We start from the raw sequence: 18,133 nt of genomic DNA, 5'->3' as shown, positions 1-18,133 counted from the left end.
TGACGCCTTCCCCGGCGGACAGACGGCCCCGCCCCGCCTCGAGCGGAGCGGAGCCGTCCCGTGCGCGGGGGTGCGCTCAGCCGCGGGCCCCCACCGGCTCGGGCAGCTCCTCGCGCTCGCCCTGGCCGGTGTCCCCTCCGGTCCGGCCGTCGTGGTCGTCCTCCTCGTGACCCTCGACCGACAGGTTCGGCAGCAGCCGGTCCAGCCAGCGTGGGCACCACCAGTTCGCCCGGCCCAGCAGCACCATCGTGGCGGGCACCAGGAAGCCCCGGATGATCGTGGCGTCCACGGCGATGGCCGCCGCCAGTCCCACGCCGAACGTCTTCACCATCGGGTCCGGATACGCGATGAACGCCACGAACACGGACACCATGATGAGCGCGGCCGAGGTGATCACCCGGCCGGTCGAGCCGAGACCCTCGGCGACCGCGCGGGAGTTGTCGCGGTGCCGCAGGTACGCCTGCCGCACGGCCGTCAGCAGGAACACCTCGTAGTCCATCGACAGCCCGAACAGCACCGCGAACAGCATGAGCGGCACATAACTCTCGATCGGCACCGTGAAGAAGAACGTCTGCAGCGACGACGCCTCCAGCGGCGGGTCCATGCCGACGAGCCGGCTCCCGAGCCCGACGGAGAAGACCATCGCGAGCGCGCCGAACGCGGCGCCGAGCGAGACGAGGTTCATGACCGCGGCCTTCAGCGCGACCACCGGGGCGCGGAAGGCGAGCAGCAGGAGCAGGGCGCTGAGGAGCACGACCACGCCGATGACCAGCGGCGTCCGCTCGGCCATGCGGTCACCGGCGTCGGTCAGCGCGGCGACCTTGCCGCCGACGTGCAGGTGGGCGCCGGGCACGGAAAGGGCGCGGACGTCGTGCACGACGTCCGCGGAGCGGGCGTCGCTGGGCGCGTAGTCGGGGATCGCCTGGATCATCACCGACCGGCCGGACGTGCCGACCTTGGCCGGGGCGACGTGCGCGACGCCGTCCACGTCCTCGATCGCGTCGGTGAGCCGCTCCACCACGGGGGCCTTGGCGTCGGCCGCCTTCTCGTCGAGCCGGGCGACGACGAGCAGCGGCCCGTTGACGCCCGGCCCGAAGCCCGAGGCCATGAGCTCATACGCGCGCCGCGGCTCGGAGCCCTGGGCGCCGTACCCCTCGTCGAGCGGCCCGAGCTTGATCGCCAGGGCGGGGGCGGTGAGGGCGGCCAGCACGACGACGCTGCCGATCAGCACCCGCCACGGGCGGCGGGCCACCCACGCCCCGAGACCGGCCCAGCCGGACGACTCGCCGCGGCGGCGGCCGAGGAAGGGCAGCTTGAGCGCGTTCACGCGGTGACCGAGCAGCCCGAGCAGGGCGGGGACGAGCGTGACCGAGGTGAGCACGGCCGTGACGACCGAGATGCCGGTGATCCAGCCGAGCGTGCGCAGCAGCGGGAACCCGCCGAGGACGAGCGCGCTCAGCGCGACGATGACCGTGCCGCCCGCGAACACCACGGCGCCGCCCGAGCTCGCGACCGTGCGCCGCACCGACTCCTGGACGGGCACGCCGTCGGCGAGCAGCCTGCGGTGCCGCGACAGCAGGAACAGCGCGTAGTCGATGCCCACGCCGAGCCCGATCATCGTGGCCATGATGCCCGCCTGCTTCGGCACGTCGACGACGTGGCCGAGCAGGCCGATGATGCCCAGCCCGGCGGCCACGCTGACCAGCGCGGTGAAGATCGGCACCAGCGCCGCCGTCAGCGTGCCGAACGCGAAGACGAGCACCAGCAGCGCGCACGCCACACCGATGATCTCGCTCGGCCCGGTCTTGATCTCCTTGTCGGCGGGGGTGGAGCTGTCGGCGGGGACGACCTCCAGCCCGGCGGCCCTGGCGGGCGCGGCGGCCCGCGACACGGCCTGGGCGGCCTCGGCGGGCTTGGTGGTGTCGTGCCCCTCCAGGCGGACGGTGATGAGGCCGATCTGCAGGTTGGAGGCGATGCCGCCGCGGCGGTAGGGCGTGTCGACCTGCTTGACGTGCGGGACCGCGCGGATGGCGGCGATCGCCCGCTCGACGGCCTCCTTGCGGGGCTTGTCGATGAGCTGCCCCTTGGCCGAGTAGACGACGAGCTGCACCGTGCCGCCCGTGTCGTAGCCGGGGCCGAAGCCGGTGCGCATGAGGTCGTGCGCGCGCTGCGCGTCCGTTCCGGGGATCGTCACGTCGTTGCTGACCGGACTGCCGAGCACGAGGCTGCCGCCCAGCAGGCCGGCCGCCGCGACCACCCATAACGCCAGTACCACCATCCCGTGCCGGGCGCACCAGCCGCCCAGCCGTCCCAAGAACCGCGTCATCGCAGGCCCCCTCCTCGACGGCCGTCCTGTACGGTCGTACAGGATCTACGATAGATCGGGATATACCCGAAGGCTGAGGCGAATACGGAAATGAGACGATGACCACAGCCGACGACACCCGCAGCAGGATCCTCGCCGCCGCCCGCACGCTGTTCGCCGAGCGCGGCTACGCGCGGACCTCGCTCGCCGACATCGCGGCGGCCGTCGGGCTGACCAAGACCGCGGTCGCCTACCACTTCCACCCCAAGGACCGGCTGGCCGCCGAGCTGCTCGCGCCCTGCGCCGACGACATGCTCACGTTGCTGGGCGCCGAGTTCGCCGGCCGGGAGGAGTTCCTGGAGGCCCTGGTCGGCTTCGTCGTGCGGCACCGGACGGTGCTGCGCCTGATCATGGAGGACGTCGGCGGCGCCGACGACGCCCCGCCGGGGTCGCCGGGCGAGGCCATCCGGACGTTCCGGGATGAGCTGTTCGGCCGGCTGGTGGGACCGGAGCCGGACGCCGGGGCCCGGCTGCGCGGCTGGGCCGTGCTGGGGGCGCTGCAGTGGGGCGTGGTGCACACGACGGACCTCCCGGAGGAGCAGGTCCGCGCGGAGCTCCTCCGCGCCGCCCGCGCGATCTGACGGCGCACCCGCCCGGCGGTACGGTCCGCATCTCTCACCGGCGTCCGGCCGGCTACGTGTCGGCCAAAAGGCGTTCCAGAGTGCGCCGGCCCATACGGCTCATGGCCGGGTTGCTGTCGACGTAGTACCAGACCGCGCCCATCGCCTGCTGGAAGGCCCACGCCTTGCCCCGCTCCCATGCGAGGTCGTCGCTGCCGAGCCTCTCGCGGAGCGCCTGCCGCGGCCCCGCCTCCAGCAGGTGCCACGCGCTCACGAGATCCAGAGCGGGGTCGGCCGGGCCGAAGCCGCCGACGTCGAGGATCCCGCTGAGCCGGCCCGCGGACACGAGCACGTTGCCGGGGATGAGGTCACCATGGGTCATCACGTCTCCTCCCGGGTCGCGGGGCAGACTCCGCATCCTCGCCCACATGCCGCGAAGCCGCCCCTCCCTGAGGGAGCAGCACGGCCTCCCCCGGGTAACGGTCGAGGTAAGCGGAAAGCACGCTTGAGATGTCCGAGTCACTGATCGCCACGGGGCACCCCACACCGGCCCGAGAGACCGTCGCTTCCCTTGATCGCCGCCGGAAACCAGCAGCTTGACACGCTCGTCACTGCCTCCGCGCCCTAACCACAAAGCGCATCGGCCGCATCCAACGAACCCATCTCTGAACTGCGTTATTCGCCTTCCTAGGACGGTTAACGATCTTTGCCGCTACGGTTCGTACTGGTTGCAGTACTTCCGTGGAGGTTGATGGGTTGGCGACCCAGTTCTTCTCTGATGAGCAGATGGAGCGACTGCGGTCGTATCCGGATCGGCCGGGAGGAACTGTTCCAGTTCTTCACGCTGACGCGGAAGGATCTGGGCTTCATCGACAACCTGGACCGTGGCGGCGGGCGCGGGCCCGCGGCGCGGTTGGGGCTGGCCGTCCAGCTGTGCACGTTACCGTGGCTGGGTTGAAACCGGAACGAACGTAGCGGCAGCGATCATCACCCGCCACAGGCGGTCAAGTGTCTCCGTTTATGCAGGTCAGAGACTACTTCGTTGGAAATTTCTTCATTGCTACCGGGACCCCATGCACTGACGTAGCTGTCAGCCCGTACCAGAGGCGGTCAGCGGGCCGGTGTCTCCTGATCGGTCCAGCTGGTCAGGAGCCGGAGCGCGGTCTCGGAGGCAGAGCCTTCGTCGGCGGTGTGGACGGCGAGCGCCAGCTCCGGGTGATCCGGCAGCCGCAAGGTCTCATAAGCCAGCTCAAGCTCCCCGACCAGCGGATGCCGGTACAGGTAGCGCCCGTGGACTTTGTCCTTCACCTGGTGCTCGCTCCACAACCGGCGGAACTCGGCGCTGGCGGCCGATAGCTCCGCGACCAGGGCCGCGATGGACGCATCGCCGGGCTCACGCCCGGCGTCCAGGCGGAGGAACGCGACGATGTCGCGGGCTCGTGCCGGCCAGTCGGCGTACAGGTGGCGGATGCCCTCGTCCAGGAAGGTCAGCCGGGCCATGTTGCGCTGCTTGGGCGCCAGCGCCCCGAAGTCGGTGATCAGCGCGGCGGCGGGCCGGTTCCAGGCCAGCACGGTGGTGTCGCGGTCGACCAGATAGGCCGGCACGTCATGGATCGATGCCAACATCCGGTGGATGCCGGCGCGTAGCGACGGCCGGTCGGCAGCGGCGGGCACGATGGGCGGAGCGGGCCGGGCCAGGCGATGCAGGTACGTGCGTTCGGCGGCGTCCAGCCGCAGCGCCCGGGCCACCGCGTCCAGCACTTCGGCGGAGAAGTGCAGGCTGCGTCCCTGTTCCAGCCGGATGTAGTGGTCGACGCTGACTCCGGCCAGTTGCGCCAGCTCTTCGCGCCGCAGCCCGGGGACGCGGCGCCGCTGCCCGTACGCGGTCAGGCCGAGCTCTTGTGGACGCAGCCGGGCCCGCCGCGACCGGAGGAACTCGCCCAGCTCGGCACGTCGATCCAACATCATGCCCTCAAGTATCGCCGACCCCGCCTGGGCGTGCCTGGTCATGGCGTGCCCAGGCACGCGCTGGGGCTGGCTGAGCCGGGGCCGCCCGCCCACAGTGGATGGCGCCGGAACGGCTCCGGCGCCGCCCCGGGGCACACCGTGGCGGCAAAAGATTTTGGAGGTTCACTCACGTGACGTCTTCGCAGTTGCCCGTCCACCGGCTCGGGCGTACCGATATGGAGATCACCAGGTTGGGCTTCGGTTCGTGGGCCGTGTCGGGCTCGGGCTGGACCTTCAGCTGGGGTGCCACGGACGACGCCGAGTCGGTCGCCGCGATCCGCCACGCGCTGGAGGCCGGCGTCAACTGGATCGACACCGCCGCCGTCTACGGCCTGGGCCATTCGGAGGAACTGGTCGGCAAGGCGGTCGCCGATCTGCCCGAGACTGACCGCCCCTACCTCTTCACCAAGGTCGGCCTGGTCTGGGACCCGGACAACCCGTCGGCCGCGCCCCGGCGCATCATGAAGCCCGCCAGCGTCCGCCGCGAGCTCGAAGACTCGCTGCGGCGGCTGGGCGTCGATCACATCGACCTGTACCAGGTGCACTATCCCGACACCGGCGAGTCACTGGAGTACGCCGGCGGCGGGTTCGGCGCGGTGTCGCCCAACGCCACGCCGCTGGAGGAGTACTGGCAGGTCATGGCCGATCTGAAGGCCGAAGGCAAGGTCCGGGCGATCGGGCTGTCCAACCACACGCCCGACCTGCTGGAGGCCGCCGAGCGGATCGCCCACGTCGACGTCATCCAGCCGCCGTTCTCCGCGATCAACCGGTCGTCCGCCGCCGAGATCGCCTGGGCCCACGCCCACGAGACCGGAGTCATCGTCTACTCGCCGCTGCAGTCCGGTCTGCTCACCGGGGCCTTCTCCGCCGAGCGCGTGGCCGGCCTACCCGCAGAAGACTGGCGCACCGCTCACCACGACTTCACCACCGGCCTGAGCGCCAACCTCCGGCTCGCCGAGGCGCTGCGGCCGATCGCCGAGCGTCGTGCCCGCACCGTGGCCGAGGTCGCCATCGCCTGGGTGCTGGCCTGGCCCGGCATCACCGGCGCGATCGTCGGCGCACGCACGGCCGCCCAGGTGGACGGCTGGATCGGCGCCGGCTCGCTGGAGCTGACTCCCACCGACCTCGAGGACATCGCCACCGCGATCACCGTGTCCGGCGCGGGCAGCGGCCCGGCCCGCCACGCGTGAAAGAGGCCCAAAGGAGGCCACGTCATGTCCCTTTTCGTGATCGCCGAGTTCCTGGCCGCGCCCGGCCAGCATGACCGGCTCCGTACCGCGCTGGAAGCCCTGATCGAACCGACGCTGGACGAACCCGGTTGCCTCGCCTACCAAGCCTACGCCGACCCCAACGACCCCGCCTCCATGGTGATCGTGGAACGCTGGGAGAACCGGCAGGCCTTCGACGAGCACTTCACCACCCCGCACCTGCGTCACGCCCAGCAGGTTCTTGACCGGATACTCGCCCGGCCACTGACCCTGCGCACCTTGGTCGAGGCGCCCTAGCGACCAGGCCGGCCGTTCCCCCTGCACGGGAACGGCCGGCCGCATTCGCCGTCCCGGCTGCCGGCTTCTCTCCCCACCGGCCTCTCGCGGCGCACCTGGACGACTTCCTCACCGACCTGGCCAACGCCGGCGCCTCCGCCCACACCCGACACGCCTACCGCGGCGACCTGATCGCCTTCGCCGCCCACCACGGCGAGGACATCGGAGAGCTGACCGCCGCGCCGATCCGCGCCTACCTGGCCGAGCTCGCCGACCTGTTGCCGGCCAGCCGCAAGCGCAACCGCGCCGTCATCGCTTCCTTCGCCAAGTGGGCCATCCGCCACGACCTCCTGACCGCCAACCCGATGGGACCGCATCGACACGGTCAAGGTGCCCAAGAGCCTGCCCCGCCCGGCCGCGGCCGCCGACGTGGCCAAGGTGCTGGCGGTGATCTGCTCGCGGCGGCCGCGTAAGGATCAACCGCTGGACCGGCTGCGGGATCGGGTGCTGTTCGAGACCGCCTATGTGTGCGGCGCACGCGCTTCGGAGGTGTGCGGCCTGTACGTCGAAGACCTGGACCTGCGCCCGGCCGACTAACACGTCCGGGTCTACGGCAAGGGCGGCAGCGTCCGCACCGTCCTGCTCGATGACCGCGGGGCCGAGGAGACCGGTTCGCGTACCCGCTGCTGCGCCCGGCGCTGACCCGGCCTATCCGCCCCGACATCATCGAGAACAACTGCTCGCTGGCTCCGTGACCGAGACTTGCAAGGTGACCGATGTGATGTGGTTCACATCCATGACCTGTCACGTGCGGTGCGGGTCGTTTGTCCCATGGGCGTCACCGGCACCGAAACCGGTGCCCGACCTTGGGAGAACGAAATGAACAACGGCCACCGCATCGTCGTCCTCGGCGCCGGCTACACGGGCATGTTCAGCGCCATCCGGCTGGCCCACCGCACCCGCCGGCTCGACGTGAAGATCACACTGGTCAATCCTTCGAGCCGGTTCGTCGAGCGGCTGCGGATGCACCAGATCGCAGCCGGACAGGAGCCGGCCGACCACCGGATCGCCGACCTGCTCGCCGGGACCGGCGTCACCTTCGTCCAGGGGACCGCCACCGCCATCGACCCCGGCGCTCGGCAGATCACCGTCGACGGCGACAGGACCCTCGAGTACGACACGCTCGTCTACGCGCTGGGCAGCTCGACCGACACCGGCAAGGTCCCCGGCGCCGACATCCACGCGTTCACCCTCAACAGCCCGGAGATCGCCGGCCGGTTCGCCGAGCGGCTCACGGAGATCGCCAAGACCGGCGGCACCGTCACCGTCTGCGGCGGCGGCCTGACCGGCATCGAGGCGGCCACCGAGATCGCCGAGAGCCACCCGGACCTGAACGTCACGCTGATCAGCCTGGACGAGCCCGGCGGCATGATGGGCGCCAAGGCCCGCGCCCACCTCTACCGGGCGCTGGACCGCCTCGGCGTCGCCCTGGAGACCGGCGCCCGCGTCACCAAGGTGCTGCCCGACGCCGTCGAGCTGGCCGACGGCCGGCTCGTCCACTCCGACGCCTGCCTGTGGACCACCGGCGTCAAGGTGTCGCCGCTCGCCGCCGAGGCCGGGATCGCCACCGACGACCGCGGCCTCATCCTGGTGGACGCCACGCTGCGGTCGCTGTCCCACCCGGAGATCCACGCCGTCGGCGACGCCGCCGCCGTCCGCATGCCCTGGGGGCAGATCCACGGCACCTGCCAGAGCGGCCTGCCCACCGCCCAGCACACCGCCGACACCATCGCCCGGCTGCTGCGCGGCAAGGCCGTCAAGCCGTTCCGGTTCGGCTACTTCCACCAGCCGGTCAGCCTCGGCCGTCGCGACGCGGTCATCCAGTTCACCAAGGCCGACGACACCCCGAGCCGGTGGGTCCTCAAGGGCCGGGGCGCCGTCGCCTACAAGGAGATGGTCAGCGGCAGCCCTCTCACGACGTACCGGCTCAGCAAGCGCATGAACGTCACCACCATCGTCTCCAAGGGCGGCCGCGCCACCCGCAGGCCCGCGGCATGACGGGCACCCACGCCCGGCGCCGTGACCTCGGTCTTGCCTCCCAGGTCGCGGCGCTGGCAGCATGAGCCGATGGTCGCGATCGACGGCAGGGCCGAGCAGGATCCGTACATCGAACACCGGCGGCTGCTGTTCGCCACCGCCTACCGCATGCTGGGCAGCGTCACCGACGCCGAGGACGTGCTCCAGGACGCCTGGATCACCTGGAGCGCCGCCGACCGCGACGCGATCCGCCACCCCAGGGCGTACCTGGTGCGAACGGTCACCAACCTGTCGCTGAACCGCCTCACCTCCGCGCAGGCCACCCGCGAGACCTACGTCGGCCCGTGGCTCCCCGAACCCCTCCTGACCTCCCCCGACATCGCCACGGAGACCGAATTGGCCGAAACCGTCTCCTTCGCGATGATGGTGGTCCTGGAAACCCTCAGCCCCGTCGAACGCGCTGTCTTCCTGCTCCGCGAGGTCTTCGGCTACTCGCACGCCGAGATCGCCGAGACCCTCGAACGTCCCGAGCCGACGATCCGCCAGATCGCCCACCGCGCCCGCGAGCACGTCCAGGCCCGCCGCCCCCGCTTCGACACCGACCAGGCCCAACGCCGGCAGATCACCGCACAGTTCATGGAGGCCTGCGCGGGCGGCGACCTGAACGCCGTGATGGAGATGCTCGCCCCCGACGTCACCGCCTGGTCCGACGGCGGTGGCAAGGTCACCGCGGCCCGCCGCCCCCTCCACGGCATCGACCACGTCGCGCGCTGGATCCTGGGCTTCCTGGCCAAGCCTGGGCTGGCCACCCTGACCATGGAACCCGCCGTCATCAACGGCGAGCTCGGCATCCTGGCCACCCTCGACGGCCACACCGTCGGCGCCCTGTCGTACGACCTCGTCGACGGCCACATCCAGAACCTGCGCTTCCAGGTCAACCCCGACAAGCTCGGCGGCCTCACCCCCGACAACGGCCTGGCGTTCCCCTGACACTCAAGCGCGCACACGTGGGTGTGACAAGCGCTGACCGTCCTCCGCCAAGGGCGCGGTCGGCTACCTCGGTGGGGACAAGGATCCGCGTCTCCTGCTCTCGGCCGCCGCGCGCGAGATGGTGACGCTCGTCCTGCCGTCCACCGTGCCGGCCACGGCCACCAGCAGCCATCCGGGGCTGTCCAGGCAGCGTCTTTCCGCCCGGGTCGGCGCGCTGACGTCAGGCTGACGTCAGCAGTCCCCGGCCTGCCCTCGAGTCCGAGACCGGGTCGGCCTCCTCGTCACCCCTTCCCGAGCTTCTCCTCCATCCAGGCCACGCCGAAGCGCACCACGTCCTCGGCTTCGAACAGGTGACTCCCGGCCGCGCCCACCAGCCCTCGACGCCCCATGCCGGCGGCGATCATCTCCTCCGCGATGACGGCGAACGGCCACTGGTCCTCGGACACCACCCGGGAGTAGTCGAAGGCCCCGTCCTCCGAGTCGATGTCGCGGAAGCGGCGCCAGACCCGCTCGCCGTCCACGAGGATCGGCTGCTCGTACTCCACGAACCGCTTGCCCGGCGCGTCCGCGAGCGCCTCGGCGTGGTGCAGCAGCGTGAGGGTGTCCAGGGGAGCGCCCAGCAGCAGCACGCGGCCTCTGGCGGCGACCAGCTTGGCCAGCGGGCTGCCGGGGCCGTGCGGGTGGTCCCACGGGTGATCGGCCATCAGTGCGGCCGCCGAGGCGCCGAGGGCGGCGAAGCTCGCGTCCGGGTGCCGGCTGCGGACCGCGCCGGGCCGGCGGCGCAGCGCCTCCGGCAGGCGTCCGTTGTCGTGGTCGGCCTCGCTCAGGTCGGGGTCGTACGCGGGATGACCCTCGCGCAGGGCGTCCTGCCATGCCCGGGGCCAGTCGGTGAAGTCGTACGGCGGGGCGTCGTTCCAGCCGCAGGTGACCATGAGGGTTCCACGCTTCCCCACGACGTCGAGAAGGGCATTGATGATCGTCTGCGGGCCCCCTGCCACGTACCCGATGGCGGACATACGGGTGTGGAACATGACGACGTCCCCCTCCGCGAGGCCGAGAGCGGTGAGGTCGCGGGCGATCCGGTCGCGGGTCACCGGGCCGTCGGAGTGCTTGAGCAGCGCCAGCTCATCCATGATCGCAAAGATATCGCCGGCGCTGGACCGGAGACCCCTGCCTGCATCAGTCCTTGGATTGTCGACCCAAGGGTGATCTGGCTGAAGTCCACCGGCTCAGGCGGGTCTGTCGGAGGCGGTGGCGGTCGGGGTGGGAGGCTCCGTGGCCGGGGGTTCGGAGGGCTCGGTGGGGTCGGGGTCGCTCTGGGCCAGGACGCCGACGGTGAGGACCACGCCGCTGCCGGGCTTCGCGCACGTACCGGCCGCGACGCTCTGCGCCAGGACCGTGCCCGCGCGCGACTCGTCCGACACCAGCCGGGTGTCCTGCGTCACCGCGAGACCGGCCCCGCGCAGCGTCCCGCTCGCCGCCTCTCCCGTACGGCCGAGCAGGCCCGGAACCTTCGTCCCGTGCTTGGACACCACGAGCGCCACCTTGCCGCTGCCCGCGATCCGCGTGCCCGCCGACGGGCTGGACGAGAGGACCTGACCGTCCGGCCGGGCCGAGCAGGACGTGCTCACCGCGCCCAGGGCCAGGCCCGCGCTGGTCAGAGCCGTCTCGGCGGGTCCGCGTCGCATGCCGGTGACGGCGGGCACCACCAGGCCGGCCGACACGCGCAGCGCGACCTCCGTCCCCTTGGGCACCGCCACGCCGGCCTGCGGCTGGGAGCCGAGCACCTGGCCGACCTTGCGCGGGGAGTCCACCTGCGTGACCGTGCCGGCCACCAGGCCCGCGCGTTCGAGCGCCTTGACCGCCGAGCCCCGGTCGAGGCCGCCGAGCGCCGGCACGTGCACGCCACCGGCCACCGGGACCGGGGGCTCGGCGGCCGGGACGGAAACCGGATCAGTGGCGGGATCAGCGGCGGGCTGCGTGTGCGCGCCCGTGCTGTGCCGCTCCTTGCGCGGGGTCGCGTGCCCGGTGCCGGGCATCGTGCCGGCGGGGGCGGTCGTGATCACCGTGGGGCCGGCCGCGGCGGGCCCGAAGCCGGCGTGCCGGAACGCCGGCACCACGACCGTGACGAGCACGGCGGCGCTCACCAGCAGGGCGGCGGAGACCGCCAGCCCGGCCCGGTTGAACGCCTGCCCGACGCGCCGCGTCTGCTCGCTGTCGCGGGCGGCCCGGCCGGTGCCGAGAGCGGAGTGATACGTCCCGGGCGCGGGATACGCCCCGCCGGAGCTTTGCGCGCTCCCTCCGGGTGGACGGCCGGTGTGGAAGGACGCGCCCTCCGGCAGGTGGTAGCCGTGGGGCGTGCCGGTCGCCTCGGGCCGGGCGACCGGCGCGGACCCCGCCAGCGCGTACGCGGGCGCGGCCCCGGCCACAGGCCCGGACGCAGGCCCGGACGCAGCACCGGAATCCGTTCCGGAGGCGGAGTGGGGGCCGGCCGGGTCGGACGGCCACGAGGCCGAGGCGCGCAGGATGTGCGGCGGTGGCGAGCGCAGCACCTCCGCCGGCACGCCGTCCGCGTCGCCCAGCAGCTCCAGCAGCAGCTCCCTGCTGCCCGGCCGGTTGCGCGCGTCCTTGTCCAGGCACGCCGCCACGATCTCCCGCAGCCGCCCGTCCAGCCGTCCCAGCTCCGGCGGCGCGGTGAGGATGCGGTGCAGGACCGGCGCCACCGAGTCCTGACCGAACGGCGCGACCGCGTTGGCCGCGAAGCACATGGTGGCCCCCCACGAGAACACGTCGGCCGCCCCGGTCACGGCCGAGGCGGTGATCTGCTCGGGCGCCATGTACGCGGGGGTGCCGACGCCCCTGCCGCTGACCGTGGCCGCCGCGTCGAGCGCCCTGGCCAGGCCGAAGTCGATGACGCGCGGGCCGTCGTCGCCGAGCAGCACGTTCTGCGGCTTGAAGTCGCGATGGACGATGCCGGCCCGGTGGATCGCCGCGAGCGCCGTCGCGGTGCTGACCGCGAGCCGTTCCAGCGCGGCGCCGCCGCGCGGCCCGGTGAGCACGACGTGCCGTTGCAGTGACGGCCCGTCGACGTACTCGCTCACGATGTACGGCCGGCCCTCGTCGAAGCCCGCCTCGATGACCTGCGCGGTGCAGAACCTGGCCACGTGCTTGGCCAGCTCCACCTCCCGCAGGAACGCCGCCCGCTCGTCCCCCACGGGGCCGTGCAGCAGCTTGACCGCGTACCTCTCCTCGCCGCGCCTCTCCTCGCCGCACCTCTTCTCGCCGTGGCTCCCGTCGCCGGAGCTCTGCTCGCCGTGACTCTCCTCGCCCCTCGAACCGAGGAACACCACGCCCTGGCCGCCCTCGCCCAGGCGCCCGGTCAGCTCGTACGAGCCGAGCCGCCGTGGGTCCCCCGTCCTGAGCGGCTGCGCCGTTGGCACGGGGCGCCTCCCCTCGCCGCCACCCCACATCACCTTCCACTGAAGGCAACCGGCGGCGGAGAGTCAACGGTCCAGCCCCTTTCGCCACCGGACCGTGACACTCAAGGTCAGAAAGCCGCCGGACATTTCCCGAAGTGGTGACATCCATGGCACCGCCGGGGCCGTACAACCCTCACTCTTCCGGTCACCCCGCCTGTCAGGCGCCGATGAGCCGGGCATATTCGTCCAGCACGGGCAGCACCACATCGGGCGGCCCGCTCGGCAGGCCCGCCACGGTCTCCTCGATCCCGAGCTCCGCGTAGTAGTCGAGCTTCTCGCGCGTCGGCAGCGTGCCGAACGGGATCACCCGGGCCGGCGGGCGGCCGGCCTTCTCGCACGCCTCGCGCAGCGCCGGGAGGGCGGCCTTGATGCCCTTGCCGCCGATCGGCATCCAGCCCTCGGCGTACTCGGCGACGTGCGCGAACATCTTCGGCCCCGCCGCGCCGCCGATGTAGACGGGCGGCCCGGAGACCGGCTTGGGCCACGACCAGGACGGCTCGAACCGGGTGAAGCGGCCCTCGTAGGAGGCCACCTCGTCACGCCACAGCGACCGCATGGCCAGGACGTGCTCGCGCGTCACCTCGCGCCGCGTCCCGTACGGCACGTCGTGGTCGGCCATCTCCTCGGCGTTCCAGCCGAAGCCGACGCCGAGCACCACGCGCCCTCCGGACAGGTGGTCGAGGGTGGCGACGGCCTTGGCGGTGACGACGGGGTCACGCTGGGCGGCGAGCAGGATGCCGGTGCCCACGCGCAGCCGCTCGGTGACGGCGGCTGCGTAGGAGAGCGCGACCAGCGGGTCCAGGGTGCGCTTGTACGACTCGGGCAGCTCGTCCTCCCCGTTGGGCGGGGGCGTGCGGCGGGAGACGGGGATGTGGGTGTGCTCGGGCACGTAGAGGGAGGCGAAGCCGCGCTCCTCGGCCGCCCTGGCCAGCTCGTGGACCGGCATGGCCCGGTCCGTGGTGAACATCGTGACCCCGAGCCGCATGCGCCCTCCCTAGGTCAACCAAGCGATTGCTCGGCTAAGATTTCTAGAGTAGCTTGCCGCTCAGAGAAACGCCCCGCGGAAAGAGGTCTCCCGGTGAAGTTTTCCATCTTCCTGAATCCGCAGATTCCAGGCTCCGGATACGCGGCTGAGGAGAACGCCAAGGCTAAGCGCCCCATCGGGCGGGACACGGAGTCGTACCAGCGGCTGTTGCAGGAGGTACGGGAGATCGCCGTCCACGCCGACCAGATCGGCTTCGACGCGCTGATGATGACCGAGCACCACTTCCACTCGGAGGGCATGGAGTTCTCGGTCAACCCCCTCATGTTCCTCACCGACCTGGCGGCCAGGACCGAGCGGATCCTGCTCGCGCCGCTCGGCATGGTGCTGCCCGCCTGGGACCCGATCAGGGCCGCCGAGGACGTGGCGCTGCTCGACCAGTTCTGCAAGGGACGGCTGCGGCTGGGCGTGGCCCGGGGCTACCAGAACCGGTGGATGAACGTGCTCGGCCAGCGCTGGCACGCGGCGGCCGCCCGCTCCGACGGCTCGGCCTCCGACACGCGCAACTTCGACGTCTTCGGCGAGGTACTGAAGATCATGAAGATGGCGTGGACCCAGGAGACGCTCCGCTACAAGTCGGACGTCCTGGACTACCAGGTGCCGTACCCGTTCGAGGGCATCGAGGGCTGGCCCGCCCAGGAGTGGACCCGGACCTTCGGCGCCCCGGGCGAGCTGGACGACGAGGGCAAGGTGCAGGCCGTCTCGGTCTGCCCCCGGCCGTACCAGAACCCCTACCCGGAGCTGTGGCAGCCGTTCACCATCTCCGACCGTTCGGTCATCAGGGCGGCGCAGGAGGACATCCTGCCGTGGATGTTCACCCCCAACCCCGACGACCACGCCGCCAAGGCCAAGCTCTACCAGGAGGAGTCGGCCCGGCAGGGCCGCGACTACAAGCTCGGTGAGCACACCGGCATCCTCAAGATCGTCGGTATCGCCGACACGACCGAGCAGGCGATCAACACCTTCGGCCGGAGCATCCCCAAGGACTTCGCCGCGTTCTTCGGCCCGTTCGGCTACCTGGAGGTGCTGCGCAAGAAGGAGGACGAGAAGCACAAGCCCATCTCGCCGGAGAAGGGCGACGCCAAGCGGATGAACGACGTCGAGATGGCGCTGTTCGGCACCCCCGACGACGTCAAGCGCGGCATCCAGCGGATGCTCGACCGGATGCCCGACCTGGAGTGGTTCGGCCTGTACATGCAGGGCCAGCAGGGCGTGCTGCCGCTCGACACGGTCAAGCGCAACCTGGAGCTGTTCGCCACCAAGGTCATCCCGGAGTTCCGGTGAGGTTCTGGCTGGGGGCCTCGTTCGCGGACACCGGCCAGTTCCTGGAGCTGGCGCGGGCGGCCGAGCGGTGCGGCTTCGACACGCTGACGCTGTCGGACCACCTGTTCTACGCCGACTTCGCCTCGCCGTACCCCTACTCCCGCTCGGGCCGGCCGCGCTGGGACGCGCGCACGCACTGGCCGGACGTGTGGGTGACGATCGGGGCGATGGCCGCCGTGACGAGCACGCTGCGCTTCTCGCCGAACGTCTACATCGCCCCGGCCCGGGACCTGTTCACCGTGGCCAAGCAGGTGTCGACGGCGGCGGTCCTGTCCGGCGACCGGGTGAGCTTCGGGGTGGGCGTCGGGTGGTGCAAGGAGGAGTTCCTGGCCACCGGGCAGGACTTCCACACGCGGGGCCGCCGGCTCGACGCGATGATCCCGCTGCTGCGGGAGCTGTGGACGGGGCGCGCCGTGACGGTGGACGGCCTGCCCGAGCTGTCGATCGCACCCGCGCCGGAGCGGCCCGTCCCCGTGATCGTCGGCGGGGACAGTGAGGCCGCGCTGCGCCGCGCCGCCCGGCTCGGCGACGGCTGGATCGGCAACCGCGTCTACACCGAGGAGCAGTTCGACACCGTGCTGGGCGACCTGCGGGCGCTGCTGCGCGAGCACGGCCGCGACGACGGCGACTTCGAGGTCATCGCGCCGCTGGCCGTCATGCCCGACGCCGCGACCTACCGCCGCTTCGCCGCCAAGGGCGTCACGGGGACGATGGCCGCGCCGTGGTGGCTGGCCACGCCGGAGGAGAAGGCCCGGTACGGCGAGGGGACCCTGGAGCTCAAGATCGCCACGATGGAGCGCTTCGCCGAGGAGGTCATCGCCAAGATCTGACCGCGCCGCCCCAGACCGTCCCAGGTCCTCCCAGGTAGTCGCGCCGCGCCGACCGCTCCACCGCGCCGCCGGGGAGATCCGTGGCGGTCCGCCGGGACGATACCCTCGTGCCGTGCTGGAATCCATCGCGGCCACGCGCTACGTGACGCCGCTGCGGGAGGGCGGATCGCTGCCGGGCGTCGTCGAGGCCGACGACCTCGGCACGTACGTGGTGAAGTTCCGCGAGGCCGGCCAGGGCCGGCGGGTCCTCGTCGCCGAGATCATCTGCGCGGAGCTGGCCAGGCGGCTCGGCCTGCGCACCCCCGACCTCAAGATCATCGACCTCGATCCGCAGATCGGCGTCCGGGAGCCGGACTACGAGGTGCAGGAGCTGCTCAAGGCCAGCGCCGGCCACAACCTCGCGATCGACTTCCTGCCCGGTGCGCTCGGCTTCGAGCCGCTCACCTGGGCGCCCGACCCGACGTTCGCCTCCCGGGTCGTCTGGTTCGACGGCCTCGTCCACAACATCGACCGGAGCTGGCGCAACCCCAACCTGCTCGTCTGGCACGGCGACATCTGGCTGATCGACCACGGCGCGGCCCTGTGGTTCCACCACAACTGGAGAACCGCCGACCCGCAGCGGCCCTTCGACGCGGGCGACCACGTGCTGGCCCCCTTCGCCACCGGCGTCGAGGCCGCCGGGGCCGAGCTGGCCGCGCGGATCACGCCGGAGCTGCTGCGCACCGTCACGGCGCTGGTCCCCGACGAGTGGCTCGACGGCGAGCCGGGCTTCGCCTCCGCCCAGGACGTCCGCGACACCTACGTCGAGCACCTGCTGAGCCGCGCCCACGGGCCGCGCGCGTGGCTGACCCACGAGCCGCCACCCGCACGGCGGTCGGGACCGGGGTCGGTCGGCGAGTTCTGGCGGGGAGACGGCCGATGAGCGCCACGGAGCCCATGGTGAGAGACGTCTACGAGTACGCCGTGATCCGCGTCGTGCCCCGGGTGGAGCGCGGCGAGCAGATCAACGCGGGCGTGCTGCTCTACTGCCAGCCGCGCGGCTACCTGTGCGCGCGGGTGCACCTCGACACCGTGCGGCTGCGCGCCCTCGATCCGGACGCCGACGCCGACGCCGTACGGCGGGCCCTCGGCGCGTACGAGCTGGCCTGCGGCGAGCAGTCGGGGCCGCTGGCCGCGGAGCCGCTCGGCGGCAGGTTCCGCTGGCTGACGGCGCCGCGCAGCACGATCGTGCAGACCGGCCCGGTCCACGCGGGGCTCACCGCGGACCCCGGCACGGAGCTGGCCCGGCTCTTCGACAAGCTCGTGAGACTCTAGAGCGGCGGATCATGCTGCCCGAACATCCGCACGGCGCGTCACGTCACGACAGGGGTGGAGGTTCTCGCGGCGCTATGCGCTGGGATCGCGGAGGCCGACTACGTCGTGCCGCCAGAACGGCTCCGGGTAGACCAGTGTCCCTGTCATCCATGGCTCGTACTCCGCGAGTCTGAGGACCTGAAAGGCGCCATCTGGAATGCGCAGGGATGGTTTTCGGAAGCCCTGGTCGTCACCGGGCGCGAAGCCGAAGCGGGAGTAGTAACCCGGATCGCCCTCCAGGAAGACCAGGGGGACGGCCCGCTCAGCGAGGGTCCTCAGCCCGTGCCGGACCAGGGCCGAGCCGATACCGCGCTTGTGATGCTCGGGCATGACGGCCAACGGGCTGAGCACATGCACCTCAACCAGGCGCCGAGGGGCATCGAGCAGACCGCGGGTGAACATGATGTGCCCGACGATCTGCCCGTCGAGCTCAGCGACCAGTGAGAGACCGTCCGCGGGCGTGATCGTGCCCCGCAGGGTATCGACCAGGTCGGCCACGACAAGGCCGTGGTCACCGAACGCCCGCAGGTGGATGTCCCGCACAGACTCTCTGTCGCTCGGAAGTTCTTCGCGAAGATCCATGACCGGAGGGTAAGGACTCGTCCCTGTCGCTCGCACACGGTTTTGAAGCCCGAAGGATGCGCGGTGAGTGACACCGAGTTG

General features: G+C 71.7%; 19 protein-coding genes. 12 read left to right on the top strand and 7 right to left on the bottom strand.

Translation table 11 applies throughout. The annotated features are described in order from the left end of the window. Nucleotides 1-76 precede the first annotated feature (76 nt). Nucleotides 77-2,326: an MMPL family transporter gene (locus AB0H64_RS21850; RefSeq protein WP_357627198.1), complete on the bottom strand. Its 2,250-nt coding sequence runs from the start codon at nt 2,324-2,326 to the stop codon at nt 77-79. A 98-nt stretch (nt 2,327-2,424) separates the two neighbouring features. On the opposite strand from AB0H64_RS21850, the gene AB0H64_RS21845 reads away from it, so the two are divergent. Beyond that, nucleotides 2,425-2,946 carry a TetR family transcriptional regulator gene (locus AB0H64_RS21845; protein WP_357627195.1) on the top strand — a complete coding sequence of 174 codons (522 nt, stop codon included), beginning with the start codon at nt 2,425-2,427 and terminating at the stop codon, nt 2,944-2,946. 52 nt (nt 2,947-2,998) lie between these two features. Here the strand turns inward: AB0H64_RS21845 and AB0H64_RS21840 are convergent, their stop codons facing one another. Continuing rightward, entirely contained in the window at nt 2,999-3,355 is a 357-nt protein-coding gene (locus AB0H64_RS21840) for a phosphotransferase (protein ID WP_357627192.1), read from the bottom strand. Between the two features lie 348 nt (nt 3,356-3,703). Between AB0H64_RS21840 and AB0H64_RS21835 the strand changes: the two genes are divergently transcribed. Beyond that, nucleotides 3,704-3,883: a DUF4158 domain-containing protein gene (locus tag AB0H64_RS21835; RefSeq protein ID WP_357627189.1), complete on the top strand. Its 180-nt coding sequence runs from the start codon at nt 3,704-3,706 to the stop codon at nt 3,881-3,883. 152 nt (nt 3,884-4,035) lie between these two features. On the opposite strand, the gene AB0H64_RS21830 is transcribed toward AB0H64_RS21835, so the two are convergent. Next, the gene (locus tag AB0H64_RS21830; protein WP_357627186.1) at nt 4,036-4,893 is read right to left on the bottom strand and encodes a helix-turn-helix transcriptional regulator; all 858 of its coding nucleotides are present in this window, start codon (nt 4,891-4,893) and stop codon (nt 4,036-4,038) included. 170 nt (nt 4,894-5,063) lie between these two features. Here AB0H64_RS21830 and AB0H64_RS21825 point away from each other — a divergent pair, with 170 nt between their 5' ends. The 6 genes from AB0H64_RS21825 to AB0H64_RS21800 all read left to right on the top strand — a co-directional run bounded on the left by AB0H64_RS21825 (nt 5,064) and on the right by AB0H64_RS21800 (nt 9,443). Beyond that, complete coding sequence (locus AB0H64_RS21825) at nt 5,064-6,122, top strand: aldo/keto reductase (RefSeq protein ID WP_357627184.1); 1,059 nt, start codon at nt 5,064-5,066, stop codon at nt 6,120-6,122. Nucleotides 6,123-6,146: 24 nt separating this feature from the next. Beyond that, nucleotides 6,147-6,437, top strand: a complete 291-nt coding sequence (locus AB0H64_RS21820; RefSeq protein ID WP_357627181.1) for a putative quinol monooxygenase — start codon at nt 6,147-6,149, stop codon at nt 6,435-6,437. 95 nt (nt 6,438-6,532) lie between these two features. Beyond that, nucleotides 6,533-6,889, top strand: a complete 357-nt coding sequence (locus AB0H64_RS21815; RefSeq protein WP_357627522.1) for a site-specific integrase — start codon at nt 6,533-6,535, stop codon at nt 6,887-6,889. Further along, nucleotides 6,807-7,013, top strand: a complete 207-nt coding sequence (locus AB0H64_RS21810) for a hypothetical protein (protein ID WP_357627179.1) — start codon at nt 6,807-6,809, stop codon at nt 7,011-7,013. Before AB0H64_RS21815 ends, AB0H64_RS21810 begins: the two co-directional genes overlap by 83 nt. Nucleotides 7,014-7,295: 282 nt before the next feature. After that, entirely contained in the window at nt 7,296-8,474 is a 1,179-nt protein-coding gene (locus AB0H64_RS21805; protein WP_357627176.1) for an FAD-dependent oxidoreductase, read from the top strand. Between the two features lie 69 nt (nt 8,475-8,543). Next, the gene (locus AB0H64_RS21800) at nt 8,544-9,443 is read left to right on the top strand and encodes an RNA polymerase sigma-70 factor (RefSeq protein ID WP_357627175.1); all 900 of its coding nucleotides are present in this window, start codon (nt 8,544-8,546) and stop codon (nt 9,441-9,443) included. Nucleotides 9,444-9,724: 281 nt separating this feature from the next. Here AB0H64_RS21800 and aac(3) read toward each other — a convergent pair whose 3' ends face one another. From aac(3) to AB0H64_RS21785, 3 genes are all read right to left on the bottom strand, one after another. Then, nucleotides 9,725-10,576: an aminoglycoside 3-N-acetyltransferase gene (gene aac(3) / locus AB0H64_RS21795; RefSeq protein ID WP_357627173.1), complete on the bottom strand. Its 852-nt coding sequence runs from the start codon at nt 10,574-10,576 to the stop codon at nt 9,725-9,727. Nucleotides 10,577-10,672: 96 nt separating this feature from the next. Further along, nucleotides 10,673-12,883 (bottom strand): PASTA domain-containing protein, encoded by a 2,211-nt coding sequence (locus AB0H64_RS21790; protein ID WP_357627171.1) that lies wholly within the window; start codon nt 12,881-12,883, stop codon nt 10,673-10,675. 196 nt (nt 12,884-13,079) lie between these two features. Continuing rightward, nucleotides 13,080-13,907: an LLM class F420-dependent oxidoreductase gene (locus AB0H64_RS21785; protein ID WP_357627168.1), complete on the bottom strand. Its 828-nt coding sequence runs from the start codon at nt 13,905-13,907 to the stop codon at nt 13,080-13,082. A gap of 93 nt (nt 13,908-14,000) precedes the next feature. Between AB0H64_RS21785 and AB0H64_RS21780 the strand changes: the two genes are divergently transcribed. The 4 genes from AB0H64_RS21780 to AB0H64_RS21765 all read left to right on the top strand — a co-directional run bounded on the left by AB0H64_RS21780 (nt 14,001) and on the right by AB0H64_RS21765 (nt 17,431). Continuing rightward, a complete protein-coding gene (locus tag AB0H64_RS21780) occupies nt 14,001-15,248 on the top strand; it encodes an LLM class flavin-dependent oxidoreductase (RefSeq protein ID WP_310716601.1) in 1,248 nt (415 codons plus the stop codon). Then, nucleotides 15,245-16,117, top strand: coding sequence for a TIGR03619 family F420-dependent LLM class oxidoreductase (locus AB0H64_RS21775; protein WP_357627166.1), 873 nt, complete (start codon nt 15,245-15,247; stop codon nt 16,115-16,117). Before AB0H64_RS21780 ends, AB0H64_RS21775 begins: the two co-directional genes overlap by 4 nt. Before the next feature lie 112 nt (nt 16,118-16,229). Then, the gene (locus AB0H64_RS21770) at nt 16,230-17,039 is read left to right on the top strand and encodes a HipA family kinase (RefSeq protein ID WP_357627164.1); all 810 of its coding nucleotides are present in this window, start codon (nt 16,230-16,232) and stop codon (nt 17,037-17,039) included. Further along, nucleotides 17,036-17,431 carry a DUF3037 domain-containing protein gene (locus AB0H64_RS21765; protein WP_310716604.1) on the top strand — a complete coding sequence of 132 codons (396 nt, stop codon included), beginning with the start codon at nt 17,036-17,038 and terminating at the stop codon, nt 17,429-17,431. The genes AB0H64_RS21770 and AB0H64_RS21765 overlap by 4 nt, the downstream gene beginning before the upstream one ends. A 72-nt stretch (nt 17,432-17,503) precedes the next feature. On the opposite strand, the gene AB0H64_RS21760 is transcribed toward AB0H64_RS21765, so the two are convergent. After that, a complete protein-coding gene (locus AB0H64_RS21760) occupies nt 17,504-18,052 on the bottom strand; it encodes an N-acetyltransferase (protein ID WP_357627161.1) in 549 nt (182 codons plus the stop codon). Nucleotides 18,053-18,133 lie beyond the last annotated feature (81 nt).

This window comes from Nonomuraea sp. NPDC050733 (genome assembly GCF_040654215.1).
Lineage (GTDB): Bacteria > Actinomycetota > Actinomycetes > Streptosporangiales > Streptosporangiaceae > Nonomuraea.
This window is presented reverse-complemented; position numbering and strand designations above follow the sequence as displayed.